This window comes from Aeromonas molluscorum (genome assembly GCF_051376105.1).
Classification (GTDB): Bacteria; Pseudomonadota; Gammaproteobacteria; order Enterobacterales; family Aeromonadaceae; genus Aeromonas; species Aeromonas molluscorum.
This window is the reverse complement of sequence record NZ_JBPQCY010000002.1, coordinates 1246192-1268955: the sequence shown is the minus strand read 5'-3', so window position 1 is coordinate 1268955 and position 22764 is coordinate 1246192. Positions and strand designations below refer to the sequence as shown.

Annotated in this window: 23 protein-coding genes and 1 pseudogene; 8 read left to right on the top strand and 16 right to left on the bottom strand. The window is 60.7% G+C overall.

Annotated elements, in window-relative coordinates:
- The first annotated feature begins 6 nt into the window (after positions 1 to 6).
- From ACSMDR_RS16465 to ACSMDR_RS16440, 6 genes are all read left to right on the top strand, one after another.
- Complete coding sequence (locus ACSMDR_RS16465; protein ID WP_436468929.1) at positions 7 to 822, top strand: pseudouridine synthase; 816 nt, start codon at positions 7 to 9, stop codon at positions 820 to 822.
- 269 nt (positions 823 to 1091) lie between these two features.
- Positions 1092 to 1556, top strand: a complete 465-nt coding sequence (locus ACSMDR_RS16460; RefSeq protein ID WP_436468928.1) for an NUDIX hydrolase — start codon at positions 1092 to 1094, stop codon at positions 1554 to 1556.
- Between the two features lie 183 nt (positions 1557 to 1739).
- Positions 1740 to 2846: a tRNA 2-thiouridine(34) synthase MnmA gene (gene mnmA, locus ACSMDR_RS16455; protein ID WP_436468927.1), complete on the top strand. Its 1107-nt coding sequence runs from the start codon at positions 1740 to 1742 to the stop codon at positions 2844 to 2846.
- A gap of 222 nt (positions 2847 to 3068) precedes the next feature.
- Entirely contained in the window at positions 3069 to 3680 is a 612-nt protein-coding gene (gene hflD / locus ACSMDR_RS16450; protein ID WP_040319234.1) for a high frequency lysogenization protein HflD, read from the top strand.
- 26 nt (positions 3681 to 3706) lie between these two features.
- Positions 3707 to 5077 (top strand): adenylosuccinate lyase, encoded by a 1371-nt coding sequence (purB, locus tag ACSMDR_RS16445; protein WP_436468926.1) that lies wholly within the window; start codon positions 3707 to 3709, stop codon positions 5075 to 5077.
- A gap of 144 nt (positions 5078 to 5221) precedes the next feature.
- The gene (locus ACSMDR_RS16440; protein WP_436468925.1) at positions 5222 to 6364 is read left to right on the top strand and encodes a ribosomal protein uL16 3-hydroxylase; all 1143 of its coding nucleotides are present in this window, start codon (positions 5222 to 5224) and stop codon (positions 6362 to 6364) included.
- 326 nt (positions 6365 to 6690) lie between these two features.
- On the opposite strand, the gene ACSMDR_RS16435 is transcribed toward ACSMDR_RS16440, so the two are convergent.
- The 5 genes and pseudogenes from ACSMDR_RS16435 to ACSMDR_RS16415 form a co-directional block, all read right to left on the bottom strand.
- Positions 6691 to 7197 carry a GNAT family N-acetyltransferase gene (locus ACSMDR_RS16435; protein ID WP_005904496.1) on the bottom strand — a complete coding sequence of 169 codons (507 nt, stop codon included), beginning with the start codon at positions 7195 to 7197 and terminating at the stop codon, positions 6691 to 6693.
- Positions 7198 to 7365: 168 nt separating this feature from the next.
- The gene (locus ACSMDR_RS16430; RefSeq protein ID WP_436468924.1) at positions 7366 to 8346 is read right to left on the bottom strand and encodes a GNAT family N-acetyltransferase; all 981 of its coding nucleotides are present in this window, start codon (positions 8344 to 8346) and stop codon (positions 7366 to 7368) included.
- Between the two features lie 68 nt (positions 8347 to 8414).
- Complete coding sequence (gene pdxH, locus ACSMDR_RS16425) at positions 8415 to 9053, bottom strand: pyridoxamine 5'-phosphate oxidase (protein ID WP_436468923.1); 639 nt, start codon at positions 9051 to 9053, stop codon at positions 8415 to 8417.
- A gap of 187 nt (positions 9054 to 9240) precedes the next feature.
- The gene (locus ACSMDR_RS16420) at positions 9241 to 9528 is read right to left on the bottom strand and encodes a hypothetical protein (RefSeq protein ID WP_436469340.1); all 288 of its coding nucleotides are present in this window, start codon (positions 9526 to 9528) and stop codon (positions 9241 to 9243) included.
- A gap of 99 nt (positions 9529 to 9627) precedes the next feature.
- Positions 9628 to 11613: pseudogene (locus ACSMDR_RS16415) on the bottom strand (reprolysin-like metallopeptidase); the annotation flags it as partial.
- Positions 11614 to 11815: 202 nt separating this feature from the next.
- Here ACSMDR_RS16415 and ACSMDR_RS16410 point away from each other — a divergent pair.
- On the top strand, positions 11816 to 13027 hold the full coding sequence (locus ACSMDR_RS16410) for an RsmB/NOP family class I SAM-dependent RNA methyltransferase (RefSeq protein ID WP_436468922.1): 1212 nt from the start codon (positions 11816 to 11818) through the stop codon (positions 13025 to 13027).
- Between the two features lie 119 nt (positions 13028 to 13146).
- On the opposite strand, the gene ACSMDR_RS16405 is transcribed toward ACSMDR_RS16410, so the two are convergent.
- A complete protein-coding gene (locus tag ACSMDR_RS16405; protein WP_005904486.1) occupies positions 13147 to 13488 on the bottom strand; it encodes a Grx4 family monothiol glutaredoxin in 342 nt (113 codons plus the stop codon).
- A 306-nt stretch (positions 13489 to 13794) separates the two neighbouring features.
- Between ACSMDR_RS16405 and sodB the strand changes: the two genes are divergently transcribed.
- Complete coding sequence (sodB, locus tag ACSMDR_RS16400; RefSeq protein ID WP_005904485.1) at positions 13795 to 14379, top strand: superoxide dismutase [Fe]; 585 nt, start codon at positions 13795 to 13797, stop codon at positions 14377 to 14379.
- A 110-nt stretch (positions 14380 to 14489) separates the two neighbouring features.
- Here sodB and ACSMDR_RS16395 read toward each other — a convergent pair whose 3' ends face one another.
- From ACSMDR_RS16395 to ccmA, 10 genes are all read right to left on the bottom strand, one after another.
- Positions 14490 to 15314: an MlaA family lipoprotein gene (locus ACSMDR_RS16395; protein WP_436468921.1), complete on the bottom strand. Its 825-nt coding sequence runs from the start codon at positions 15312 to 15314 to the stop codon at positions 14490 to 14492.
- 82 nt (positions 15315 to 15396) lie between these two features.
- Positions 15397 to 16662, bottom strand: coding sequence for a c-type cytochrome biogenesis protein CcmI (ccmI, locus tag ACSMDR_RS16390; RefSeq protein ID WP_436468920.1), 1266 nt, complete (start codon positions 16660 to 16662; stop codon positions 15397 to 15399).
- Complete coding sequence (locus tag ACSMDR_RS16385) at positions 16659 to 17138, bottom strand: cytochrome c-type biogenesis protein (RefSeq protein WP_436469339.1); 480 nt, start codon at positions 17136 to 17138, stop codon at positions 16659 to 16661. The genes ccmI and ACSMDR_RS16385 overlap by 4 nt, the downstream gene beginning before the upstream one ends.
- A complete protein-coding gene (locus ACSMDR_RS16380; protein ID WP_005907429.1) occupies positions 17138 to 17668 on the bottom strand; it encodes a DsbE family thiol:disulfide interchange protein in 531 nt (176 codons plus the stop codon). Before ACSMDR_RS16380 ends, ACSMDR_RS16385 begins: the two co-directional genes overlap by 1 nt.
- Positions 17665 to 19623: a heme lyase CcmF/NrfE family subunit gene (locus ACSMDR_RS16375; RefSeq protein ID WP_005907431.1), complete on the bottom strand. Its 1959-nt coding sequence runs from the start codon at positions 19621 to 19623 to the stop codon at positions 17665 to 17667. Before ACSMDR_RS16375 ends, ACSMDR_RS16380 begins: the two co-directional genes overlap by 4 nt.
- A gap of 64 nt (positions 19624 to 19687) precedes the next feature.
- The gene (gene ccmE / locus ACSMDR_RS16370) at positions 19688 to 20182 is read right to left on the bottom strand and encodes a cytochrome c maturation protein CcmE (RefSeq protein WP_005907433.1); all 495 of its coding nucleotides are present in this window, start codon (positions 20180 to 20182) and stop codon (positions 19688 to 19690) included.
- A gap of 40 nt (positions 20183 to 20222) precedes the next feature.
- Positions 20223 to 20429 carry a heme exporter protein CcmD gene (gene ccmD, locus ACSMDR_RS16365; protein ID WP_005907436.1) on the bottom strand — a complete coding sequence of 69 codons (207 nt, stop codon included), beginning with the start codon at positions 20427 to 20429 and terminating at the stop codon, positions 20223 to 20225.
- 1 nt (position 20430) lies between these two features.
- Entirely contained in the window at positions 20431 to 21171 is a 741-nt protein-coding gene (locus tag ACSMDR_RS16360; RefSeq protein WP_436468919.1) for a heme ABC transporter permease, read from the bottom strand.
- Between the two features lie 229 nt (positions 21172 to 21400).
- Positions 21401 to 22069, bottom strand: coding sequence for a heme exporter protein CcmB (gene ccmB / locus ACSMDR_RS16355; RefSeq protein WP_005907438.1), 669 nt, complete (start codon positions 22067 to 22069; stop codon positions 21401 to 21403).
- Positions 22063 to 22707 carry a cytochrome c biogenesis heme-transporting ATPase CcmA gene (gene ccmA, locus ACSMDR_RS16350; RefSeq protein WP_005907440.1) on the bottom strand — a complete coding sequence of 215 codons (645 nt, stop codon included), beginning with the start codon at positions 22705 to 22707 and terminating at the stop codon, positions 22063 to 22065. The genes ccmB and ccmA overlap by 7 nt, the downstream gene beginning before the upstream one ends.
- Between the last annotated feature and the right edge of the window lie 57 nt (positions 22708 to 22764).

Genomic DNA, 22764 nt, shown 5'->3' with positions numbered 1-22764 from the left:
GATGCCATGAAACCGAGCCGCCCTCTCCTCTCGCCACGACCCTCGTCCCGCCCGGCCGCCCCAGGGCGCAGCGATGTCAAGACAGCCCGCCAGCCCATGGCCGCGCAAGAGCGCAAGTTACTGCTGCTCAACAAACCCTACATGGTGCTGTGCCAGTTCACCGACGAGGCAGGCCGCGAAACACTCAAGGATCATGTCACCGAGCCCGGCATCTATGCCGCAGGCCGACTGGACAGGGACAGCGAGGGGTTGTTGCTGCTCACCAACGATGGCAAGCTCCAGGCTCAGCTCACCCAACCGGGGGAGAAAACCCCCAAGACCTATTGGGTGCAGGTTGAGGGGATCCCGAGTGAGGAGGCACTGGCCGCCCTGCGCGCTGGCGTGGCACTCAATGACGGCATGACGCTGCCCGCCGAGGCGCGCATCATGGCGGAGCCTGAGGTGTGGCCGCGCAACCCGCCCATTCGCGAGCGTCAGGCCATCCCGACCTGCTGGCTGGAGATCAAGATTGTCGAGGGCCGCAACCGCCAGGTGCGGCGCATGACGGCCCATATCGGTCACCCCACCCTGCGCCTCATTCGTTACGCCATCGGTATCTTGACCCTGGATGGTCTGGCCCCGGGCCAGAGCCGCGAGCTGGCCAGCAGCGAGATCCCCGTCGCCCGTCCCCCCCGTCCAGCAAGAGCGGCGCCCAGCAGGGCACCAGCAACGACGTCCGCCAAGGGTCCGTCCCGCTCAGGCGCGAGCGACAACACCAGCCAGGGGGCAAGCGGCAAGGGATCGGGCCGCGCCAGCGCGCGCCGTCCTGCCCGTAAAATCTGACCCTGCCCATGACAACGGGCAGCAGGTGATGAACGGATTGCGAAGCGGTCAGTTCAGCCAAGGACCACCTTCGCGCAAACAAGGACCTTGCCAATGGCCATTTTTCTCTCTCAACATCGGCTGTCGAGGCAAGGCCGCACCCATCGCCCCGGCGCCGATACCCGGGATGACATTCAGCGGGTGACAAACCGGGCCGACCCCCCGATTATCTAAGCGAACTCGAATAGCCCCTTGCACCTTGTTGTGCATATCAGTCCAGGAGCCTTGTTATGGATCACGAATATCTGCCCGCCCGCCTGACGGTCGCCGCTCTGGTGCACTGGCAGGGGCGCTTCTTGCTGGTCGAGGAGGCGATCCGCGGTGAGCTGCGCTTCAACCAGCCAGCCGGTCATGTGGAAGCGGGGGAGACCCTGATTGAGGCGGCGCGGCGCGAACTCAAGGAGGAGACCGGCCTAGAGGCCCAGCCCACGGCCTGGCTCGGCAACTACCTGTTCAAACCCGCCGACAGCGAGGCCACCTTCCTGCGCACCGCCCTGGTGTTTGACCTTCACACCGATCCGGGCCTGCATCGGCCGGAAGATCCCGATGGCGACGTACTCGCCTGCCACTGGTTTACCCTGGCCGAGATAGCACAGCGCAGAGCCGCCCTGCGCAGCCCCCTGGTATGGCAATGCATCCAGGACTACCTGGCAGGCACCCGGTTGCCTTTGTGCGCCCTGCAAGCCTTCATCTAGCGCAGGCTCAAAGAAGCGGGCCCATGAGATCGGCCTGGGCGAGATTGACCTCTTTGGGCCCCATGCTGGACAAACGATTTCGCCGACCCCGATTCAAGCCGGGATCATGATTTGTATATGTGACCGAGGGCGCGAAATGCTGTTAGAATACGCCCCGTTTAAACGAACTGGTAACGACACTCAATGACAGATAACAGCCAAATCAAGGTGATCGTCGGCATGTCCGGCGGTGTGGACTCTTCCGTCTCGGCCTACCTGCTGCAACAGCAGGGTTACCAGGTCGAAGGCTTGTTCATGAAGAACTGGGAAGAAGACGACACGGACGAGTACTGCTCTGCCTCCCAGGATTTGGCCGATGCCCAGGCAGTCTGCGACAAGCTGGGCATGCATCTGCACACCATCAACTTCGCCGCCGAGTACTGGGACAATGTGTTCGAACATTTCCTCGAGGAGTACAAGGCGGGCCGCACCCCGAACCCGGATATCCTTTGCAACAAGGAGATCAAGTTCAAGGCGTTCCTGGAATTTGCCGCCGAGGAGTTGGGCGCCACCTACATCGCCACCGGCCACTATGTGCGCAGGGACGACAGCACAGGCCGCCCGCGCCTGCTGCGCGGCCTGGATGCCAACAAGGATCAGAGCTACTTCCTCTACACCCTGAGCGAAGCCCAGGTGGGTCAGAGCCTGTTCCCGGTCGGCGATCTGGAAAAGCCGGAAGTGCGCCGCATCGCCGAGCAGCTCGATCTCATCACCGCCAAGAAGAAAGACTCCACCGGGATCTGCTTCATCGGCGAGCGCAAATTCAAGGACTTCCTGGCCAAGTTCCTGCCCGCCCAGCCGGGCCCCATCGAAACCGTGGATGGCAAGGTCATCGGCACCCATCAGGGTCTGATGTATCACACTCTGGGCCAGCGCAAGGGGCTCGGGATCGGCGGCATGAAGGATGCGAGTGAAGATGCCTGGTATGTGGTCGACAAAGAGGTCGAGCGCAACACCCTGGTCGTGGCCCAGGGGGATCACCCCCGCCTCTACTCCGACGGCCTCATCGCCAGCCAGCTGCACTGGGTGGATCGCACCCCCCTGCGTGCGCCGCTGCGCTGTACCGTCAAGACCCGCTATCGCCAGCAAGATATTCCCTGCCTCATCCAGCCCATGGATGACGACACCATCAGGGTCATCTTCGACGAGAAACAGGCTGCCGTAACCCCGGGCCAGTCCGCCGTCTTCTACGACGGGGAAAACTGCCTCGGCGGCGGCATTATCGAACAGCGTTTCAACCATCAGGTTTAACCAGACCGATAGGAGGCCGTGATAGATGAACCGTCACATTCAAGACAGCGTCATGGCCTGCTCCGATATCATCGAACAACGTTTTAGCCATAGGGTTTAGACAAAGAGATGGAAGGCACGCAGAGATGAACGATGACGTTCAAGACAGCACCATGGCCTTCTTCGATATCATCGAACAGCGTTTTAGCCATACGGTTTAACCAGACAGATAAGGCAGCACAGTTGAGCGATAAATTTCAAGACAGAACCATGGCCTTTGCCGGCATCTGCCAGGCGGCCTATCTGGTGCAGAAAGTGGCCCGTGATGGCAGCTGTGACGAGGCCGCCCTGCGCGAGAGCCTGCAAAGCGTGCTGGTCACCGACCCCAAGCAGCCCCTGGAAGTGTTTGGCAGCCACCTCGCCATTCGCGACGGCTACCGCGCCCTGGTCGAACAACTCGGCGCCGATGGCAGCCAGAAAAATGCCGAGCTGACCCGCTACGTGGTCAGCCTGATTGCCCTGGAGCGCAAGCTGGCAAAGCGCAAGGATATCCTCAGCATGCTGGGGGAGCGCATCAGCCAGATTGGTCGCCAGCAACAGCATTTCGATCTGCTCGACGAGCAGATCCTGGCCAATATGGCGAGCATCTACAGCGATCTCATCAGCCCGATAGGGCCCCGTATCCAGGTGGCTGGCACGCCGCTGTTCCTGCAACAGCCTCTGGTACAACACAAGGTTCGCGCCCTGCTGCTTGCCGGCATCCGCGCCGCCGTGCTCTGGCGCCAGCTTGGTGGCAGTCGCACCCAGATCATCTTCGCTCGCAAGAAGATGGTGGAATTGGCTAAACGATTTTAATCCCCCACACATCAGGAGTTCACCCCATGGAGTTGTCAGCGCTGACTGCTGTATCCCCGATCGATGGTCGCTACGGTGACAAGGCCGCCGCCTTGCGCCCTATCTTCTCCGAGTTCGGTCTGCTGCGTTTTCGCGTCGAGGTCGAGGTGCGCTGGTTGCAAAAACTGGCCAGCCACGCCGGGATCCCGGAAGTCCCAACCCTGAGTGAGCAGGCCAATGCCGTGCTCGATGCCATAGTCCACGGCTTTAGCGAGGCAGATGCGGCCCGCATCAAGGCCATTGAGCGCACCACCAACCATGACGTGAAGGCCGTTGAGTACTTCCTCAAAGAGAAGGTGGAAGTGAACACCGAACTCGCGGCTGTCAGCGAATTCATCCACTTCGCCTGTACCTCGGAAGACATCAACAACAACTCCCACGGCCTGATGCTCAAGGCGGGCCGCGATGAGGTGATCAAACCCTATTGCGAGCAGTTGATCAGTGAAATCAAGCGCCTGGCCCATGAGTACCGCGACATGCCGCTGCTGTCTCGTACCCACGGCCAGCCGGCAACCCCGAGCACCATGGGCAAGGAGATGGCCAACGTCGCCTATCGCCTGGAGCGTCAGTACAAGCAGATCATGGCGGTCGAGCTGCTCGGCAAGATCAACGGCGCGGTCGGCAACTACAACGCCCACATCTCTGCCTACCCGCTCGTTGACTGGCACCAGTTCGCCGAGGAGTTCGTCACCTCCCTGGGGCTGTCCTGGAACCCCTACACCACCCAGATCGAACCCCACGACTACATCGCCGAGCTGTTCGATGCCATGGCCCGTTTCAACACCATCCTCATCGATTTCGACCGGGATGTGTGGGGTTACATCTCCCTGGGTCACTTCAAGCAGCGCACCATAGCCGGCGAGATTGGCTCCTCCACCATGCCCCACAAGGTCAACCCCATCGACTTCGAGAACTCCGAAGGCAATCTGGGTCTGGCCAATGCGGTGTTCCAGCACCTGGCGAGCAAACTGCCCATCTCCCGCTGGCAGCGAGACCTCACCGATTCGACCGTGCTGCGTAACCTCGGCGTGGCGGTGGGTTACTCGCTGATTGCCTATCAGGCGACCCTGAAGGGCATCTCCAAGCTGGAAGCCAACGCCGCCGCCATGGCCGCCGATCTGGATGCCAACTGGGAAGTGCTGGCCGAGCCCATCCAGACCGTGATGCGCCGCTACGGCATCGAGAAGCCCTACGAGAAGCTCAAGGAGCTGACCCGTGGTCGCCGCGTCGACGCCGAAGGCATGCGCACCTTTATCGACACCCTCGAGCTCCCCGAGCACGTGAAAGTCGAGCTGAAGAAGCTGACTCCGGCCAACTACATTGGCGCCGCCAAGCAGCTGGTTGATGAGCTGAAGTAAGTACCCGCTTGCCAACAGGGGCCCGCCGGGCCCCTGTTGTTTTGGCAACGCACAGTGAACCGCCCCGACGGATGTCCCGATAAGCGCAGCCGCTGCCCTTATCAAGACCTCTGTCTGACCACTTTATTAGGTATGAGAAGCCCCATGTACGAACTCAATCTGGATATCGCCCACTTCCTCGAGCACCATTGGCAAAAACGCCCCCTGCTTATCAAGGGTGGCTTCAAGCAGTTTCAGGATCCCATCAGCCCCGATGAACTGGCCGGGCTGGCCATGGAGAAAGAGATAGAGTCGCGCCTCGTCACCTGCAAAGATGACCAGTGGACCGCCGAGCACGGCCCCTTCGAAGATTACGATCAGCTGGGTGAGCGTGACTGGACCCTGCTTATCCAGGCCTGCAACCATTGGGCTCCCGAGGTCCATGAACTGGCGGTGCCCTTCCAGTTCATCCCGGGCTGGCGTTTCGACGACGTCATGGTGAGCTTCTCCACCCCGGGGGGTGGCGTCGGTCCCCATATCGATCAGTACGATGTCTTCATCACCCAGGGCCTTGGCAAACGCCACTGGCGGGTGGGTGATGCCCAGCAGATCACCGAGTACGCCGCGCACCGTGCCCTGCGTCACTGCGGGCCCTTCGAGGCGATCATCGATGTGGAGATGGAACCCGGCGACATCCTCTATATTCCGCCCGGATTCCCCCACGAAGGCTACGCCATCGAGCCCTCCATGAACTTCTCCGTGGGTTTTCGCGCGCCCGATGCGCGCGATCTGCTCACCTCCTTCGCCGATCACCTGATCGACAACGAGATCCGCACCGAGCGTTACGCCGACCCGGATCTCAAGCCCTGCCGCCACCATGGCGAGATCCAGCAACACGAGCTGCACCGCCTGCGCGAACTGATGCAACAAGCCCTGGATGACGAGACCCTGTTCAAGGAGTGGTTCGGCGCCACTATCTCCGAGGCCAAGCACGACCTGGATGTCATGCCCCTGCCTCAGGACGACGCCCCGGATTACAGCTGCGATGAAGTGGCCGATCTGCTGACCCAGGGCCAGCCTGCGGTGCGGGTGCCTGGTCTGCGCTGCGTCTGGTTCAGTGACGACAGCCAGACCTGCTACATAGATGGCGAGGCCTGGACCCTGGGCGAACCCGATGGCGCCGCCCTCAAGCTGCTGTGCGATCGCGATCTGGTGACCCAGTCCGACATGGTAGATCTCGCGGATCAGGCCGGCTTCCTGCACCTGTTCACCCGACTGGTGAATCGCGGCTATTGGTTCTTCGATTGACCCAGTTCACTCGATTGAGACGATTCAATCGAAGCAAAAAAGGCGCCCCAGGGCGCCTTTTCTTTTCTCATCAGCCATCTTGAGGCCACCTGGTGGCCTTCTGACTCATCTTCCCTGCTCCTGTGCCGCAACATCCTGGCGACCTTTATGCCTCAAAGCTCCGCCCATCCACCCAGTAACCACCTTCTAAATAGGTAAGAGGAGTTGTAGATCGGGCCTGGGAACACCCACGCCGGGTAGACGATGCGGCAAACAGTCAGGTCACTGTTACCATGGATGATGGCGCCTTGAAGGTATGAATACTGTTATGGCAAAACAGGGAGGCGTCACTCCTCAGGCTGCTCGTCAAACAGAGGGTGGTAGAGCACCTCTCCGTGCAACCCTGCCAGGCCACCGGCCTGCAACTCCATGGCCATGAAGTGCTCGCTCGGAACCTCATAGCAGCAGCAGAGGCCGAACTCGCTGGCGGGACGAAACCCGAAGCGACTGTAGTAGCTGGGATCGCCCAGTACCACCACGGCCTTCCAGTCCATCTCCAGCGCAGTATCCAGCCCTTCACGGATGAGCTCCGAGCCGATGCCCTGCCCCTGCCAGTCCGGGTGCACGGCAACGGGCGCCAAGCCGAGCCAGGGGCCTTCCAGACCATTGATGGTGACGGGGCTGAGCAAGAGGTGGCCCATGAACTCGTAGTCTTCCTCTTCCACCTGGGTCACCACGGCGGCGCCGCATTCACGCAGGCGGTTGACCAGTTCGGCCTCATCGGTGCGGCCAAAAGCGGCACTCACCAACTCATAGACGGGTAACATGTCGCCGGGGCGCTCGGTTCTCAGCATTAAGACAGACTCCTGATACAACTTGCCGCCATTATTCCACAGAAATCCCACCGGGCCGGAACACCTTTGACCAGAAATGGGAGCTTTCCCCCAGGAAAACGAAGTGCAGCCGGCCCCCCATCGACATGAGGTCAAGCCCGTGCAGCGCGTCAGGATTGGACGCTGGCACTATATCGAGCAGGCATCGCGCCTCAGGCGCCAGTGCCGCACGACGCAAGCTGAGCGCTCGGTCAGCGGCGCCATCCCCTGATCCGTCATGCCCAATTTGGCCATCACCCTGCCCGAGGCCAGGTTGCCAGCCATGTGGCAGGCACTGACTTCAGGTAAGTGAGCACTCGCAAAAGCGAAGTCTCGTACCAGCGCCCCCGCCCGGGTCGCTATGCCCAGCCCTTGCCAGGGCACACCAACCCACCAGGCCAGCGAGCCCTGACTGCTCAGGGACACCGTGCCCACAGGGGCAGCCCCCCTTTGCGCATCCAGCCAGATGGCCCAGCTCCATGCCAGTCCCAGCGCCTGTTTGCGCCAGCAAAGCTGCAACCACTCATGGGCCGCGTCCTCCGGGTAGGGGTGGGGAATATGGAGGGTGTAACGGGCCATGGCCGGATCCAGGCAGTAATTCTCTATCCAGGATGCATCCGCCGCTACCAGAGGACGCAAGCAGATGGCACTGGTCGGCACGCCTCGCCGGGAATGAGGCGCGGCCGGTGAGCGGGCTGAAAAAGAAACAAGGGTGTCTCGCAGGCAGGGCAGTGTCAGGCGCCTCGCCTGCAGGCGAGTCAGGGCTGGGCCGAGCGCCTGATCCAGCGGTAGCGGCTGATCTGCTCCGCTCGGCCCCAGCGTCAGCAACCCCTGCTCCTTGGCCAGCACCAGCAAGGCAGAGGCGCTGCTCAGCAACACTTGCCGGTGCGCAGCTTGGTCACTTGCCAGTCCCTTGCCCTGCTCAGGTGCCAACCAATCGGCCAGCAGCGCGGATGCATCGAGCAGCCCATCCGGGTAGGACACACTCTCCTGTCCCCTGACGCCACCGCAGAATGCATTGTTATCTCCTCGTCGCCCCAGCAACCACCAGCTGTGCCCGGCGCGCTGCCAGGCCCTCAAGTCGGGGAGCCAGTGCGACTGGAGCAGATCGCCATCGATCAGCAGACGCATGGGGCCTGGTCTCTCCATGTGAGCACGCCAGGCCCCCGAGACATCACTGGGGTGAGTAGTCACTGCTGTCAGGGGGCCAATCTATCTATCTGCCAGCCATCTCCTTCCCGCTGATAGAGGAAGCGATCGTGCAGCCGGTGCTCGCCACCCTGCCAAAACTCGACGCTGTCGATCACCACCCGGTATCCCCCCCAGAAACTGGGCAGCGGCACCTCGCCATTGGCGAACTTTTGCTTCAATTCCATGAACTTGGATTCCAGCACGCCACGGGCACTGATGCGGGAAGACTGCTTTGAGACCCAAGCGGCTATCTGGCTATCCTTGGGTCTGCTGTGGAAATAACGCATCACCTCAAAGGCGCTCAGCTTCTCTACGCGCCCTGTCACATGCACCTGACGGTCCAGCATATGCCAGGGGAAGAGCAGGCTGATGCAGGGATTGCCCGCCAGCTGCACCGCCTTGCGGCTGCCCATGTTGGTGTAAAACAGCATGCCGGCCGCATCATAGTGCTTGAGCAGGACGGTGCGCTGCCAGGGCTGGCCGCTGACATCGACGGTAGCGACCACCATGGCGGTGGGATCCGACAGCTTGGCCTCACAGGCCTGCCCCAGCCATGTCTCGAACAGCGCCAGGGGGTCGGCGGGCAAGTCGGCTCGGTGCAGGCCACCCTTGCTGTATTCACGGCGCAGATCAGCAACATCCATCATCTTGTTGTTCCTTCTTTATTTTTCCCATTACCGCGCAAGATACCAAGACTCGGTATCTGCCTTCTGGCGGCCATGTCCTGACAGGCATTGTGCGACTAGCCCAGCCTCGCGACAAGCCTCAACTGCGAAGGGAGGCCATGGCCCCCCTCCCTTTGTCTGCCATCACGACCAAGTAAGCCTTGGCTCCTTACTTTGCTTTCTCAGCGCGCGGGCAGTGAACCAGCATCTGGCGATTGTAGTCGGCGGCAAAGTCTGTCAACGCCTGCTGCTGCGCCTCCTGCCCCGGCCTCACCAGATCCCCCAGCCCCTCCAGGTAACGCATGCCACAACGTGCCTTGACCGCCTCCTGCTGCTCGGCCGGAATGCCTGGCACCATCTGACCACGGCCAGCACGGATGATCACCCTGTGATCGCCACGAGCCAGATGCTCATCCAGAACCTGTGCCACCCCCGGGGTTTCAACACCGGACGGCATCCCGGCTTGGGGGCTGGCATCGGCTTGGCAACCGGCCAACAGCAGTACTCCCAGCGCGAGCAACAGCTTCATCTGACCGCCGAGCTGCCGCAGCGCGCTCCCCAGCGCGAGCAACAGCAAGGTCCAGAGGCTCAGACTGCCGCCACCGCCTCCGCTGGAATCATCACTGGGCGCTGTTGGCGCCGGACTGACCGCGCCTATGGTGCTGCCACTGCCCGCCAGGCTCAATCTGGGGCTCAGGGCGAAGAAGATGTTGCCATTGCAACTCAGCTTCAGTCGCCCCTGGCTGGTGACAGGCAGGGTCGGCAGCGTCAGCGTGGTGCTGCCACTGTTGGGCATGGCGCTCGCAAGCGGGCTCCAGGCGTGGCCATCATCGGCACTCAAGGCCACATCGACCCTTGAACAAGAGATGGGAGCAGACTGGCTGCCCGCCACCTGCCAGCGAATAGCCAGAGATTGTCCCTCGCTCAGAGTGCCGCTCAATGGGGCTGTCAGCGTGAATGGCGACCCGGTATTCACCACTTGCACCTGCATCTCGTCACTACCCACTCCACCCTTGCCATCACGCGCCGTCAGGCGAAAATGCAGGGTGCGGTTGGTGGTCGGCCAGGCTTCTCCCTTGGCGAGGGTGCCGCTTTGCAATGAACTCAGGCTGGGCAACAGTCGCTGACTCGAGGTGCCGGGCGCCACGAAGGGGAAGATGGGCCTGCTGCCATCATCAACCATGGTCGCCAGGCTGGTAGAGGCCGCGCCGCGATCGAGTTGTTCCCAGTTGTAGATCAGGCTGTCGCCATCGAGATCCGAGCCGCCACCATTGAGCAAGAAAGGGGTACTGGCCGGGATCACATAATCATTGCCTGCCGCAACCTGAGGGGCATTGTTGCTGAGCACCTCACGGATGCCGCAGCTCTGGTAGAGCCCCATGTGTTCGCGCATCTGTTCGATGGATTTGCTGTGAAAATAAGGCAGGCTGCTCTCTTGCAGACTCTCTTCGCCGCACAGACCGGCATAGCCCATGATGGAGCTGCCACTGCCAGGCTCCCAAGCCTGGGCGGCGGTACGGCTGCCGCTGCCACAGTCCCCGGTGGTGCCGTTGAAGGTGTGATCGGCTCCCAGCTGATGACCGAGTTCGTGGGCCACGTAGTCGATGAAGAAGGCATCCCCCACCGGGGTAGTCGAGCCGGTCATCCCCTGGGATTTCAAATTGGCGACGCACAGGCTGCCCAGCATGGCCAACCCCCCTCCTCCGGTGTTGAGCACGTGACCTATATCAAAGGGAGTCGCCCCCAGAGCCGCCGCCTGCACGCTCTGGTTCTTGGTCATGTCACTGCTGTCGTTTTGAAAAGGGTCGGTGGTTGGGTTGGTGTAGATGATGAGATCGTTGTTGGCGACCAGCTGAAAGTTCACCCCGAGATCCCGCTGATAGACCTCATTGACCCGGTTGAGCAGGGTGGCGATGGCCGCCAGCCCCTGGGCCACGCTCCCCCCCTGATATTGGGTATACTCGCCCGATGCCGAGATGGCGATGACGTAGCGCCTGCGCTCGTTGCCACTCACCAGCACGCTGCGGGCCAGGGCCCTGGGTTGCCCCAACACCGCGTCAGCCTGCTGCTCGAGCGGACTCAGGGCATCGCGCTGGTCATAGACGACATAGCCCAACCCATCCCCGAGAGGATCGACGAAGATGAGCCGCCCCTGATAGTGAAACATGCCGTGAAAACCCAGGGGGCCCAGTTCGAAACGGCCGGTATCGCGCTCATCCTGCAGGCTCTGGCCGCTGAAGGTGAGGATCCCGGGATACTTGGCCGCCAATTCGGCCGGCAGCAGATCGTTGAGCGTCAGCATGAAACCGACCTCCCCCCCTTCGGGCAGAGGCAGCACCAGGGTGCGCGCGCCATCGGCCAGGGCGGTCAGCTGCGCACTGGCATCATCGACCTGGCGAAACGCCCGTGCCCGCACCTCGAACCCAGCTTCTTCCTGACCCTTGGCTGCCAGGGTGCGCCAGTGCGGTGCGGACTCCGCCTGGGCCTGACTGGCCAACAGGGGGATCAATAGCAGAAGTGTTCGCATCGACATCATCTGGATATCCTTATCGTCTGGGCCATCATGGCTTGTTGCCCGCACTAGTATGGCGATCTCTGGGGGTGCTGGCCGTCTCTGCACCAATAAATAACGGGATCATGGCCGTTTATAGGGTCACCAGCAAGGGAAAGCGCGAGCACTGCGGTTGCGCCAATCTGGTCTAACCCCTATCATTGCGCGGATTTCATCGGCCAAGGTTAATCTCATGCTCAAATCCCCACTGTTACCCCGTTTCGGGGATCTGGTTGATGCCATTCTTGACGACGTACTGACTCAGGGCCTCACCCTGGATCGTGCCTATGCCCGTCATTTTTCCGGCATCGAACTCAAACCCCAAGAACAGGCAAGGATTGCCCTGGTCACCGGCGATCTGCTGCGTCGCCTCAGCCTCTACTGCAACCTGTCAGGCATTCAGGTGCGCCAAGCCGCCAAGAACGTCTGGCCGCTGCTGCACAGCTGGCATGCGTTTCACAAGATTGATATGCCAAACCACCCCAGCCTGGATCGCTTCAACGAAGAAGCCTTCCGGCGCCGTCTGACCGAAGCCAAGAAGAACCCTGTGCTGATGGATGGTTGCCCAAGTTGGCTGGAAAAGCTTGGTGCCGAGCAGCTTGGCGACGCCTGGCCTGCCGAACGGGCCGCCCTGGCCTGGATGCCCAAGCGCTACTTGCGCGTCAACAGCCTCAAGTGCACCAAAGCGCAGCTGCAAGCCCAGCTCAACAAAGAGCATGTGAGCACCATCCCCGTTGAGGGTGTCGACAGCGCCTTGCAGGTCACCTCTGACTCAGCCCTGTTCCGTACCAAGGCCTTTGCCGATGGCTGGTTCGAGCAGCAAGATGCCGGCTCCCAGCTGGTCGCGGCCGCCCTCGATGTCAAACCGGGCATGAAGGTCATCGATGCCTGCGCCGGTGCCGGCGGCAAAACGCTGCATATTTCTGCCCTGATGGAGGGCAAGGGTCGCCTGCTCGCCATGGATGTGGAAGAGTGGAAGCTGGAAAACCTCAAGCAGCGCGCCCGCCGCGCCGGGGCCCACAACGTGGAAACCCGCCTCATCACCAGCAGCAAGACCGTCAAGCGCCTGAAAGAGAGCGCAGATCGCGTGCTGCTGGACGTGCCCTGCTCCGGCCTTGGCGTGCTCAAGCGCAATCCGGATGCCAAGTGGCGCGACACCGCCGAGCGCCTGCCAATCCTGATGGCGCTGCAAGAAGAGATCCTGCAGCGCTACAGCCAGATGACCAAAATAGGCGGCATGCTGGTCTATGCAACTTGCTCCATACTGCCGTCCGAGAACCGTCAGCAGGTTGACAAGTTCCTGGCCGCCAATGAGCATTTCCGCCTGCTGGACGATCATCATGTCAGCCCGAGCCAAACTGGCTTCGATGGCTTCTATATGGCTCGTCTGGAGCGCATCTCCTGAGGGACTTATCCACACGAGGGGCAGAAGCGCCCATGAAAGAGGGGAGCCAATGGCTCCCCTCTTTTGTATTCTGCACCAGCTAAACCGCAGGATTAATCTGGTGCAAGCGGCAACAGCGCTTATTCGGCGGCGTCTTCCGGCTTGTGTTTGGCGGCAGTCTCTTTAACTAGCGTCTGCAGCTCGCCTGCCTGGAACATCTCAATCATGATGTCGCAGCCACCGACCAGCTCACCATCGACCCACAGCTGGGGGAAGGTGGGCCAGTTGGCGAACTTGGGCAGCTCGGCGCGGATGTCCGGGTTCTGCAAGATGTCCACATAAGCGAAGGGTTCGCCACAAGACATCATGGCCTGGGAGGCCTGGGCAGAGAAACCGCAGCTCGGAAGCTTGGGGGATCCCTTCATGTAGAGAATGATGGGGTTCTCGGCCAGCTGCTGTTTAATCTTTTCAATAGTTTCCATAGGTGCCTCACTAGAGCGATTTCGGCGATCATTCTACTGCAAAGTTAGCCGACCACAAACCGGCAAACCGAAAACGAGTGATTTACATCCGCCTCAATACGCGCCGGGTTGATCCCGATCATGGCGAGAATCAAGAGTTGTGAGCCCATCTTTGATGCTGTTACAATCATTCGGCCCATTGGGCGCCCGTCCGGCTACCTGAGGACGTTCGCCCAATCACGTAAAATAATGCTTTTCTCCTAAGAAAAGCCTATGCAATGTCTTGCAACCGTCGCTTTCGCACGGCCAGCCAATGGAGAGTAGAAAATGGCTTTCGAACTTCCCGCTCTGCCCTACGCAATCAATGCTCTGGAACCGCACATCTCCCAGGAAACCCTGGAATATCACCACGGCAAACACCACAACACCTACGTGGTCAACCTGAACAACCTGGTGCCGGGTACCGAGTTTGAAGGCAAGTCTCTGGAAGAGATCATCAAGACTTCCACCGGCGGCATCTTCAACAACGCAGCCCAGATCTGGAACCACACCTTCTACTGGCACTGCCTCTCCCCGAACGGCGGCAATGAGCCGACTGGCGCCCTGGCCGATGCCATCGCCAAGCAATTCGGCTCCTTCGCCGAGTTCAAGGATGCCTTCACCAAGTCTGCCATCGGCAACTTCGGTTCTAGCTGGACCTGGTTGGTGAAAAAAGCCGACGGCACCCTGGCCATCGTCAATACCTCCAACGCCGGTTGCCCGCTGACCGAAGCCGGTACCACGCCGCTGCTGACCGTCGACCTGTGGGAGCACGCCTACTACATCGATTTCCGCAACATGCGTCCCAAGTACATGGAAACCTTCTGGACCCTGGTCAACTGGGAATTCGTGGCCAAGAACCTGGCTGCTTAATCTGCCGCTTCTTGCCAAAACACCCCGCTCTGCGGGGTGTTTTTTTATGGGCGATTCACACATGAAAAAGGCGCCAACAGGCGCCTTTTTCATTTGATGGGGAGTCGGGCCTACTGGTCGATCTCGTCCAGATACTCGTCCAGATTTCCCTCATCCTGACGGCCGGTCTGGGGTCTGGCCCCATCGCCAAAGGGCACGTTACGCCCCTCGATCTTGCTCTGATCATATTGCAGGTAGAGGCCCTTGGTGAAGGCATAGGGGTCAAGGGAGTTGTCGACGACCCGCTCCTGATCGATGAGCTTGGATCGGGTACCGACCCCATCCAGGGCCCAGTGCACCACCTTCATCGGGAAGGTCAGCAGGGCATAGGGGAAATAGAGGGTATCTATGGTGTCACCAATCAGATCCCGGGTCGTGGTAGGCCCGTAGACGGGGAACATCAGATAGCCCCCCTCACCGATGTCGGCACGGCCGATGAGGGTGCTCATCTCCAGCATGTTGCGCTCCAGTCCCACATGCTTGGCCACATCGAAGATACCAAGCAGACCCAGGGTGGTATTGAGGGTGAAACGGCCCAGGTTGGTCCCTGCGCCAGGCAGATCACCGCTGATCAGGTGGTTGACCATGCTGCTTGGCTCGTCGAAGTTGTTGACGAAGTTGTCTATCCCCTCCTTGACGCTGTCCGGCACATAGTCGGCATAGCTGTGGATCACCGGGCGAGCAACATAAGGCTCGAGCACATCAAAGTTGACCGCCCACATGGCGCGGTTGGCGCCCTGAAAGGGATCCTTGGGATCGTTGGCGGTACTGGTTGCCCCGGGGGCATTGTGATTGCTGAGCCCCACATCAAGGCTCGCGGGTCCCGATTTGGGTGGGCCGCCAGCACAGCCACCGAGCAGCAGTGCCAGTACCCATGCACCTAAACGCACTTGCATACTGATTTACCTTGAGAAAGTCACTTGAACTGTTTGATTATTATAAGCGGCTCGGCCCCAAGGGGGCCGAGTAAAGATGCTATTAGAGGGCGCGATCGATACGGATGTCAATCGGCACTGTCGGAATTGTCGCTGTTGATACCGTTATCGATACCCCTTCGAAGGCCCCCTCCTTGTTCATGACGTTGCCGCCCGCGGAGAGCCTGGCCTTGAACTGCAGCTCGGGGTTCACTTCAAGTTTGCTGCCTTCGATCATGGCATCTCCATCTCCGAGAGAGAGCGTGATCGGCAGTTTGGGATCCCTGATCCGCTTGACTGCAATCGGCATGGGCGGGCCATTGGGCACCACGGCAAACACGAAGAGGTGAGGATCACTTGGCATCTGGATGCCGGGTGCCAGGGTGATGTGGATGGGGAATTCACCCGCCTTCACCGCCAGGCTCGCTCCCGTCAGCTCATCGCCACTCGCCGTCATCGGGGCTATCTGACCGCCCCGCTTGGCCAACTGCTGCTGAGCATACTCGATGGAGCGCTCTATCATCTGATAGCGGCTCGACCCCTTCTCCATCAATGGCAGCATCGCCTGCCAACGGGCGAGGGCCGTCTTGAAGTCCTCTTTTTGCAGTGCCATGAAGGCATAGGTGGAACGCGCTTCAAGATCCTGGGGATCGCTGGCAATGGCCTGCTGCAGCAGCCCATCGGCTTTAACTTCATCGCCGTTCATCATCAACGCCTGGGCATAGGGTACCGTCACCAGACGTCTGTCCGGCGCCATCTTGTAGGCCCGCTCCAGGGAGCTGAGCGCCGTATCCGGATCGTTGCCATCCAGCGCCAGACGTCCGAGCAGCAGCCAGCCACGGTAATCGTCCGGCTCCTCTGCCAAGCGGGTACGCAGCCCCAGCATGAAGTCCTGCAGATCCTGCTCTGTCACATTGCTGTCACGCTCGACCAGAATTTTATTGCTCAGTTCGGACAAGCGAGCATTGACCGATTGCCAATGCATCACCTCTTGCCAGGAACCCAGCTTGGCATAAAGCCCCAAACTCACCACCACCAATACCAGGACACCGGGGATCCAGACCAGGCTGCGACCTGAACTGGCGGTCTGTTCGACATCGGGAATATCGTCCAGCAGGCTGCGTTGCAGCTCCACAAGAGACTCCTTCTCCTCGGCCAAGATCCCCTGATCTCGCTCCTCCCCTATCTCCACCACCCGTTGGCGATAGAGCTGTTTGTTGAGCGCCGAGCGACTGATGGTTTGGCGGCTCTCACCCCGCAGCAGCGGCCGGGCCAGGGTCAGGCTCACCAGCGCCAGCAAGGCGACGATGACAATCCAGAATGCGATCATTGTTTCTCTTCCTCTTTGAGCAGGGCAGCCAGGCGGCGACTCTCCTCATCGTTCAATCCCGGCTGGAGTGCAGTCTCACTCTCGGGCCGCTTGCGGGCGCGGGCCGCCACCACACAGAAACCAATCACTATCACCCCGAATGGCCCCAGCCAGAGGATCAGGGTGGAGGCCATCATCGGCGGGTCATAGAGAATGAAGTTGCCGTAACGCGCCACCATGTAGTCGATGATCTCCTGCTTATCCTTGCCCTGAAGCACCATCAGGTAGGTCTTGTCACGCAAGTCCTTGGCAAGGCCAGCATTGGAGTCGGCGATGTCCTGGTTCTGGCACTTGGGGCAGCGCAACTCCTTGGTCAACTCGCGAAAGGTCTGCTCCTGGGCGTCGCTGTCGAAGCTGTAGACGTCAATGGCCGCCCGGGCAGACCAGGAGGTAGTCAAGGCCAGGGTCAGCAAGAGCGCGAAGAAACCGGATCGCATCATTTCATCCCCTCGTAGATGGGCTTGAGGGTGGATGCCCACACCTGGGCATTGACATCCCCCACGTGGCGATAGCGGATGATGCCCTGGGAGTCGATGAAGAAGGTCTCGGGGGCGCCGTAGACGCCGAGATCCAGGCCCAGCATGCCATCCGGATCGTAGAGACTGACCTTGTAGGGGTCTCCCAGCTCGTCCAGCCACTTGAGGGCCTTGTCGCGCTCATCCTTGTAGTTCATGCCGACTATGGTCACCCCTTGCCCTGCCAGCTCCTTGAGGTAGGTGTGCTCGGCGTAACAGGTGGGGCACCAGGTGGCCCACACGTTGAGCAACATGGGCCGCCCCTTGAACAGGCTGCTGTCGTGTTGCTTGTTGAGATCGTGCAAGTCTTGCAGGGTGAACAGGGGCACCTCCTTGCCGACCATCACGGATTCGAGCTTGCGCGGATCGGAATAGAGCCCCTTGAACAGGAACACGGCCCCCAGCATGAAAATGACGAAGGGGATCAGAAACAGCCAGGTCTTCTTGCTCATGGCTTGATCTCCTCTTCTTCACGCCGACCAAACCGATAACGCTTGTCCAGCATGGCGAGCACGCCACCGATGGCCATGAAGACGCCACCAAACCAGATCCAGCGCACGAACGGCTTGTAATAGATGCGCACGGCCCAGGCACCATTATCAAGCGGCTCGCCCAGCGCCGCATAGAGATCCCGGGTGAAACCGGCATCGATGGCCGCTTCCGTCATCGGCATGCGGCTGACGAGGTAGTTGCGCTTCTCCGGCTTGAGCAGGGCGACCTGCTTGCCGTCACGGTGCACCTCAAGCACGCCCTTGAAACCTTCGTAGTTGGGGCCGTTCTTCTCCTTGATACCGGTGAAGACAAACTCGTAGTCGGCGAAATGCACCCTGTCCCCGGCCTGCATGCGCAGGTCCTTTTCGATGCTGTAGTTCTGGGTACAGGCGATGCCTATGATGCTGACCGCCAGACCCACGTGGCCGAAGATCATGGCCCAGTGGCTGTTGCCGAGCCGGCGAACACCCACTGCGAAGCTGTGCTTGTGGGTGGCGCGCACCCAGGTCTCCTGAATGCTGGTAATGATGATCCAGGCGCCCAGGCCTATGCCAAGCGCGGCCCAGGGTTTGAATGCCTCGGCAAAGAACCAGGGCAGCAGCAGGGCGGCGGCCAGACTCAATACCAGGGCGAGGATGACCTTGCCCTTGAGCTCGCCTACCGCCTGACGGCGCCAGCGGAACAGCGGGCCAACCCCCAGCAGGGCGGCGAAGGGGATGATGAGCCAGCTGTAGATATGGTTGAAGAAGGGGGTACCGATGGAGATGCTCCCCAGACCCAGCTCCTTGTGCACCAAGGGCAACAGGGTACCGAGCAGCACGGTCAGCAGCCCGGCCATCAGCAGTATGTTGTTGCCAAGCAGCAGGGTCTCGCGACTCCAGAACTCATGCTTGCCATGGCTCTTTACCTGGGACCCCTTGAAGGCAAACAGCAGCAGGGAGCTGCCGATCACCGCCAGCAGGAAACCGAGAATGAAGAGGCCTCGGGTCGGATCCGAAGCAAACGCATGCACCGAGACCAGCACGCCGGAGCGCACCAGGAAGGTACCCAGCAGACTCAGGGAGAAGGCCGACAGCGCCAGCAGCACTGTCCAGGCCTTGAAGGTGGCCCGCTTCTCGCTGACGGCCAGAGAGTGCAGCAGGGCAGTGCCCGCCAGCCAGGGCATGAAGGAGGCATTTTCCACCGGGTCCCAGAACCACCAGCCACCCCAGCCGAGCTCGTAATAGGCCCACCAGGAGCCAAGCACTATGCCCAAAGTCAGGAAGACCCAGGCCGCCATGGTCCAGGGACGGGACCAGCGCGCCCAGGTGGCGTCGAGACGCCCGGTCATCAGGGATGCGATGGCAAAGGCAAAGGCAACCGAGAAGCCTACATAACCCATGTAGAGCATGGGCGGATGGAAGATGAGGCCCGGATCCTGCAACAGGGGGTTGAGATCGCGCCCATCGACCGGGAAGAACGGCAGGGTGCGGGTGAAGGGATCCGACGTGAAGAGCACGAAGGCGGTGAAACCAACTGCAATCAGGCCCAGCACCCCCAGCACCCGTGCCACCGCATCCAGCGGCAGGCTGCGACTGAACAACGCCACGGCCGCCGTCCAGCCTCCCAAGGTCAGTACCCAGAGCAGCAAGGAGCCCTCATGAGCCCCCCACACCGCCGAGATCCGGTACTGCAGCGGCAACAGGCTGTTGGAGTTGGTCGCCACATATTGCACGGTGAAGTCATTGTCGACAAAGGCCCAGGTCAGGCACAGAAACGACAGCAGCAACAGCAGGAACTGGGCATAGGCGAGCGGGCGGGCGGCTTGCATCATGCCAATCCGCCCCCACTTGGCGCCAAGCAGCGGGTAGCTGCCGAGCAGCAAGGAGGTGGCGAAAGCCAGGATCAGGGCAAACTGGCCAAGTTCCGGGATCATAATGGGCATCCTTTCAGAATCGAAGAGCGGGCGGCAAGGGGCGAGAGATCACTCAGGCGGCGCATCATGGCTTGCCACCCTGAAGCTGCGCCTCGGTGTAATCCGGTTTGTAGTGCTTCATCCCCTTGAGGGCATCGGCTACTTCCGGCGGCATGTAGTTCTCATCATGCTTGGCGAGCACCTCGAAGGCGGTCACGGTCCGGGCATCCTTGAGGTTGCCCTGGGCCACTATGCCCTGCCCCTCGCGAAACAGATCCGGCAGTATGCCGTCATAGGTGACGGTGACCCGCTCGCCGCTGGCATCGATCAGATCGAAGGCCACCAACAGGCTGTGGCTGTCACGCTTTACCGAACCAGGCACCACCATGCCGCCGATGCGAAGGCGTTGCCCCTCCTCGGGCTTGATCTTGTCCGGCCCCTTGCCCAGCACCAGCTCACCCGGGGTGTAAAAAAGATCGATATTCTGGCTGAGGGCATAGAGCACCAGGCCAATCACGGCGGCAACCCCCGTGCTGATGGCCAAGATGATGGTCAGACGCTTCTTGCGGCGCGGGTTCATAACAGAGTCTCCATCGAGAGAGTGCCGGATGAGGGGGGGATCACAGGGTGTTCTCCATCTGCTGGGCCGCCAGGCGACGCGACTCGCGAGCCTGCTTGTTGCGCAGATCGCTGAGCAGAGTACGGTGTTTGATGCGGGTGGTCACTATGATGCCGACCAGACAGAGCCAGGAGAGACCAAAGGACAGCCACACATAAAAGCCGTAGCCTCCCATGGCCAAAAATTCGCTCAAAGACGAAAAGTGCATGTTATTTCTCCTGCTCGACCAGGGCCTTGACCCAGGGCCTGTGCCACTCGCGCATGATCAGCTCATTGCGAAAACGCATCAGGGTAAGGGCGCCGAGGAAGGTGGCAAAAGCCACTATCATCACCAGCAGCGGCCACAGCATGCTGGGGGCAATGGAAGGCTTGGCAAACTTGGTGATGCTGGCGCCCTGATGCAGGGTGTTCCACCACTCCACCGAGTAGTGAATGATCGGCAGGTTGATGACGCCGACCAGGGCCAGGATACCGGCGGCGCGACCGGCTACCACCTTGTCGCTGAAGGCGTTGTAGAGGGCTATCACCCCGAGATAGAGGAACAATAGAATAAGCTCTGAGGTGAGGCGGGCATCCCATACCCACCAGGCGCCCCACATGGGCTTGCCCCAGGCTGCGCCGGTAAAGAGGGCAATAAAGGTGAACACGGCGCCGACCGGGGCGATGGCGGCCACCGTCATGTCGGCCATACGCAGTTGCCACACCATGCCGATGAAGGCGGCGATGGCCATGGTGGAGTAAGCCCCCATGGAGAGAATGGCGGCGGGCACGTGGAGATAAATGATCCGGAAGGAGTCACCCTGCTGATAGTCGGCGGGCGCGAAGGCCAGCCCCCAGACGGTGCCTATGATGAAGGCGAGCAGACTTATCACCGCAAACCAGGGCAATAAGCGACCGGCCAGCCGATAGGCTTGCTCCGGTTTGGCATAGGGATGCAACCATTTCCACATAGCTCACAAAACCTTTCTGTTATTAATATCGTTGGCGCCGCCTACCTTACTCACTGCCTTCGGCGTGCAAATACCCCGAAAGAAATAAGCGGCGCTCTCCTTGATCCATCGCAACCTAATTGGCCAACAAATGACGACTGCGAGCCAAACGAGCGGGCGCATTATGCCCAGCCAATGCTAACCCAGAGTGAACGAAGTCAGCAGCGGAGTAATTATTCAATGAAATCCGTCAGTTTACACTCACCCTCAGGGAAGCGGAGACGGCAAACGGCGTCATGATCAGGGCGCCCACCAGCATGGCGCCCAGAATGGCGAGCTGGCCGCTATAAGGCAGCCCCAGACCGGCCGCATCAATGGCCGAGGTAGCGAAGATCAGTACCGGGATATAGAGCGGCAGAATAAGCAGGCTGAGCAGCACCCCCCCCTTGCGCAGGGCTACCGTCAGCGCGACCCCGACGGCGCCAAGCAGACTGAGGATGGGGGTGCCCAGGGCCAGGGTCGCCGCCATGGCGAGCCAGGTATTGACGTCCAGAGAGAGCAGCACGGCAATGAGCGGCGAGACAAGCAATAGCGGCAAGCCGGTCAGCAACCAGTGCGCAGTCACCTTGGCCAGGGCCAGCAGTCCGAGGGGATGAGGCATCAGCATCATCTGCTCCAGCGCGCCATCGGCAAAGTCATCCCGAAACAGTCGCTCCAGAGAGAGCATGGCCGCCAGCAGCGCCGCCACCCAGATGATACCGGGTGCTATGCGAGCCAGCAGCTGGGGTTCAGGGCCTATGCCCAGGGGAAAGAGGGTGATCACTATCAGGAAAAACCAGAGCGGATTGAGAATGTCGGCCCGCTGGCGAAACGCCATCAACAACTCGCGATGGATCAGGGTCAACACGGCACTCAGCATGGGGCCTCCATACGACCAGGGGTGAGGGAAAGCGTCTTGAGCCGGCCCTGCATCAGGCTCATGTCCTGATGGGTGGTGAGTATCACAATGCCACCCCGTTCCCCATGGCGCAGCATCAACCGCTCCAGCACCTTGACCCCCTGCTTGTCGATGGCCGTAAAGGGCTCATCAAGCACCCACAATGCCGGTGTATCGCAGAGCCAGAGCCGGGCCAGGGCGACCCGCCTCTGCTGTCCGGCCGAGAGCTGGGCACTGGGGTAGTCCTCGAAACCGGCCAGGCCAACCTGGGCCAGGATCTGCCACAGATCGGCTTCTACGGCGCCGTTTTGATGCAGTTTTTGATAGAAGCTGAGGTTCTCGAGGGGAGTCAGCCCCCCCTTGACCCCGGGCTGATGGCCCAGATAGAGCAGGTTGGCATGATACTCATCGCGGCAGTGACGGATGTTTTCACCCCGCCAGCGTACCTCACCGGCAAAGGGTTGGGAGAGCCCGGTGATCAGGCGCAGCAAGCTGGTCTTGCCCACCCCGTTCGGGCCTTCAATCTGGAGCAGATCGCCGGGAGAAACGGAGAAAGAGAGGTGCTCAAACAGGGTGCGATCTTCACGCACGCAGCTCAGATTGTGAACGTCAAGCAGCATGGGGATGGGTTCAGATGAAAAGTAGCGGTCTGCATGTTAACACAGTATTGGAATGGG

Bases quoted from the DNA above. Each gene is read 5' to 3' on its own strand.
- pdxH (WP_436468923.1), bottom strand. From the start codon at position 9,053: ATGATGGATGTTGCTGATCTGCGCCGTGAATACAGCAAGGGTGGCCTG.
- ccmE (WP_005907433.1), bottom strand. From the start codon at position 20,182: ATGAACCCGCGCCGCAAGAAGCGTCTGACCATCATCTTGGCCATCAGC.
- ACSMDR_RS16375 (WP_005907431.1), bottom strand. From the start codon at position 19,623: ATGATCCCGGAACTTGGCCAGTTTGCCCTGATCCTGGCTTTCGCCACC.
- ACSMDR_RS16420 (WP_436469340.1), bottom strand. From the start codon at position 9,528: ATGCCGTCCGGTGTTGAAACCCCGGGGGTGGCACAGGTTCTGGATGAG.
- ccmB (WP_005907438.1), bottom strand. From the start codon at position 22,069: ATGCTGAGTGCCGTGTTGACCCTGATCCATCGCGAGTTGTTGATGGCG.
- ccmI (WP_436468920.1), bottom strand. From the start codon at position 16,662: ATGATCGCATTCTGGATTGTCATCGTCGCCTTGCTGGCGCTGGTGAGC.
- ACSMDR_RS16360 (WP_436468919.1), bottom strand. From the start codon at position 21,171: ATGTGGAAATGGTTGCATCCCTATGCCAAACCGGAGCAAGCCTATCGG.
- mnmA (WP_436468927.1), top strand. From the start codon at position 1,740: ATGACAGATAACAGCCAAATCAAGGTGATCGTCGGCATGTCCGGCGGT.
- ACSMDR_RS16430 (WP_436468924.1), bottom strand. From the start codon at position 8,346: ATGCGTCTGCTGATCGATGGCGATCTGCTCCAGTCGCACTGGCTCCCC.
- ACSMDR_RS16410 (WP_436468922.1), top strand. From the start codon at position 11,816: ATGCTCAAATCCCCACTGTTACCCCGTTTCGGGGATCTGGTTGATGCC.
- ACSMDR_RS16440 (WP_436468925.1), top strand. From the start codon at position 5,222: ATGTACGAACTCAATCTGGATATCGCCCACTTCCTCGAGCACCATTGG.
- ACSMDR_RS16395 (WP_436468921.1), bottom strand. From the start codon at position 15,314: ATGCAAGTGCGTTTAGGTGCATGGGTACTGGCACTGCTGCTCGGTGGC.
- ACSMDR_RS16405 (WP_005904486.1), bottom strand. From the start codon at position 13,488: ATGGAAACTATTGAAAAGATTAAACAGCAGCTGGCCGAGAACCCCATC.
- sodB (WP_005904485.1), top strand. From the start codon at position 13,795: ATGGCTTTCGAACTTCCCGCTCTGCCCTACGCAATCAATGCTCTGGAA.
- ACSMDR_RS16460 (WP_436468928.1), top strand. From the start codon at position 1,092: ATGGATCACGAATATCTGCCCGCCCGCCTGACGGTCGCCGCTCTGGTG.
- ACSMDR_RS16385 (WP_436469339.1), bottom strand. From the start codon at position 17,138: ATGCGATCCGGTTTCTTCGCGCTCTTGCTGACCCTGGCCTTGACTACC.
- ACSMDR_RS16465 (WP_436468929.1), top strand. From the start codon at position 7: ATGAAACCGAGCCGCCCTCTCCTCTCGCCACGACCCTCGTCCCGCCCG.
- ccmA (WP_005907440.1), bottom strand. From the start codon at position 22,707: ATGCTGCTTGACGTTCACAATCTGAGCTGCGTGCGTGAAGATCGCACC.
- purB (WP_436468926.1), top strand. From the start codon at position 3,707: ATGGAGTTGTCAGCGCTGACTGCTGTATCCCCGATCGATGGTCGCTAC.
- ccmD (WP_005907436.1), bottom strand. From the start codon at position 20,429: ATGCACTTTTCGTCTTTGAGCGAATTTTTGGCCATGGGAGGCTACGGC.
- ACSMDR_RS16435 (WP_005904496.1), bottom strand. From the start codon at position 7,197: ATGCTGAGAACCGAGCGCCCCGGCGACATGTTACCCGTCTATGAGTTG.
- ACSMDR_RS16380 (WP_005907429.1), bottom strand. From the start codon at position 17,668: ATGAGCAAGAAGACCTGGCTGTTTCTGATCCCCTTCGTCATTTTCATG.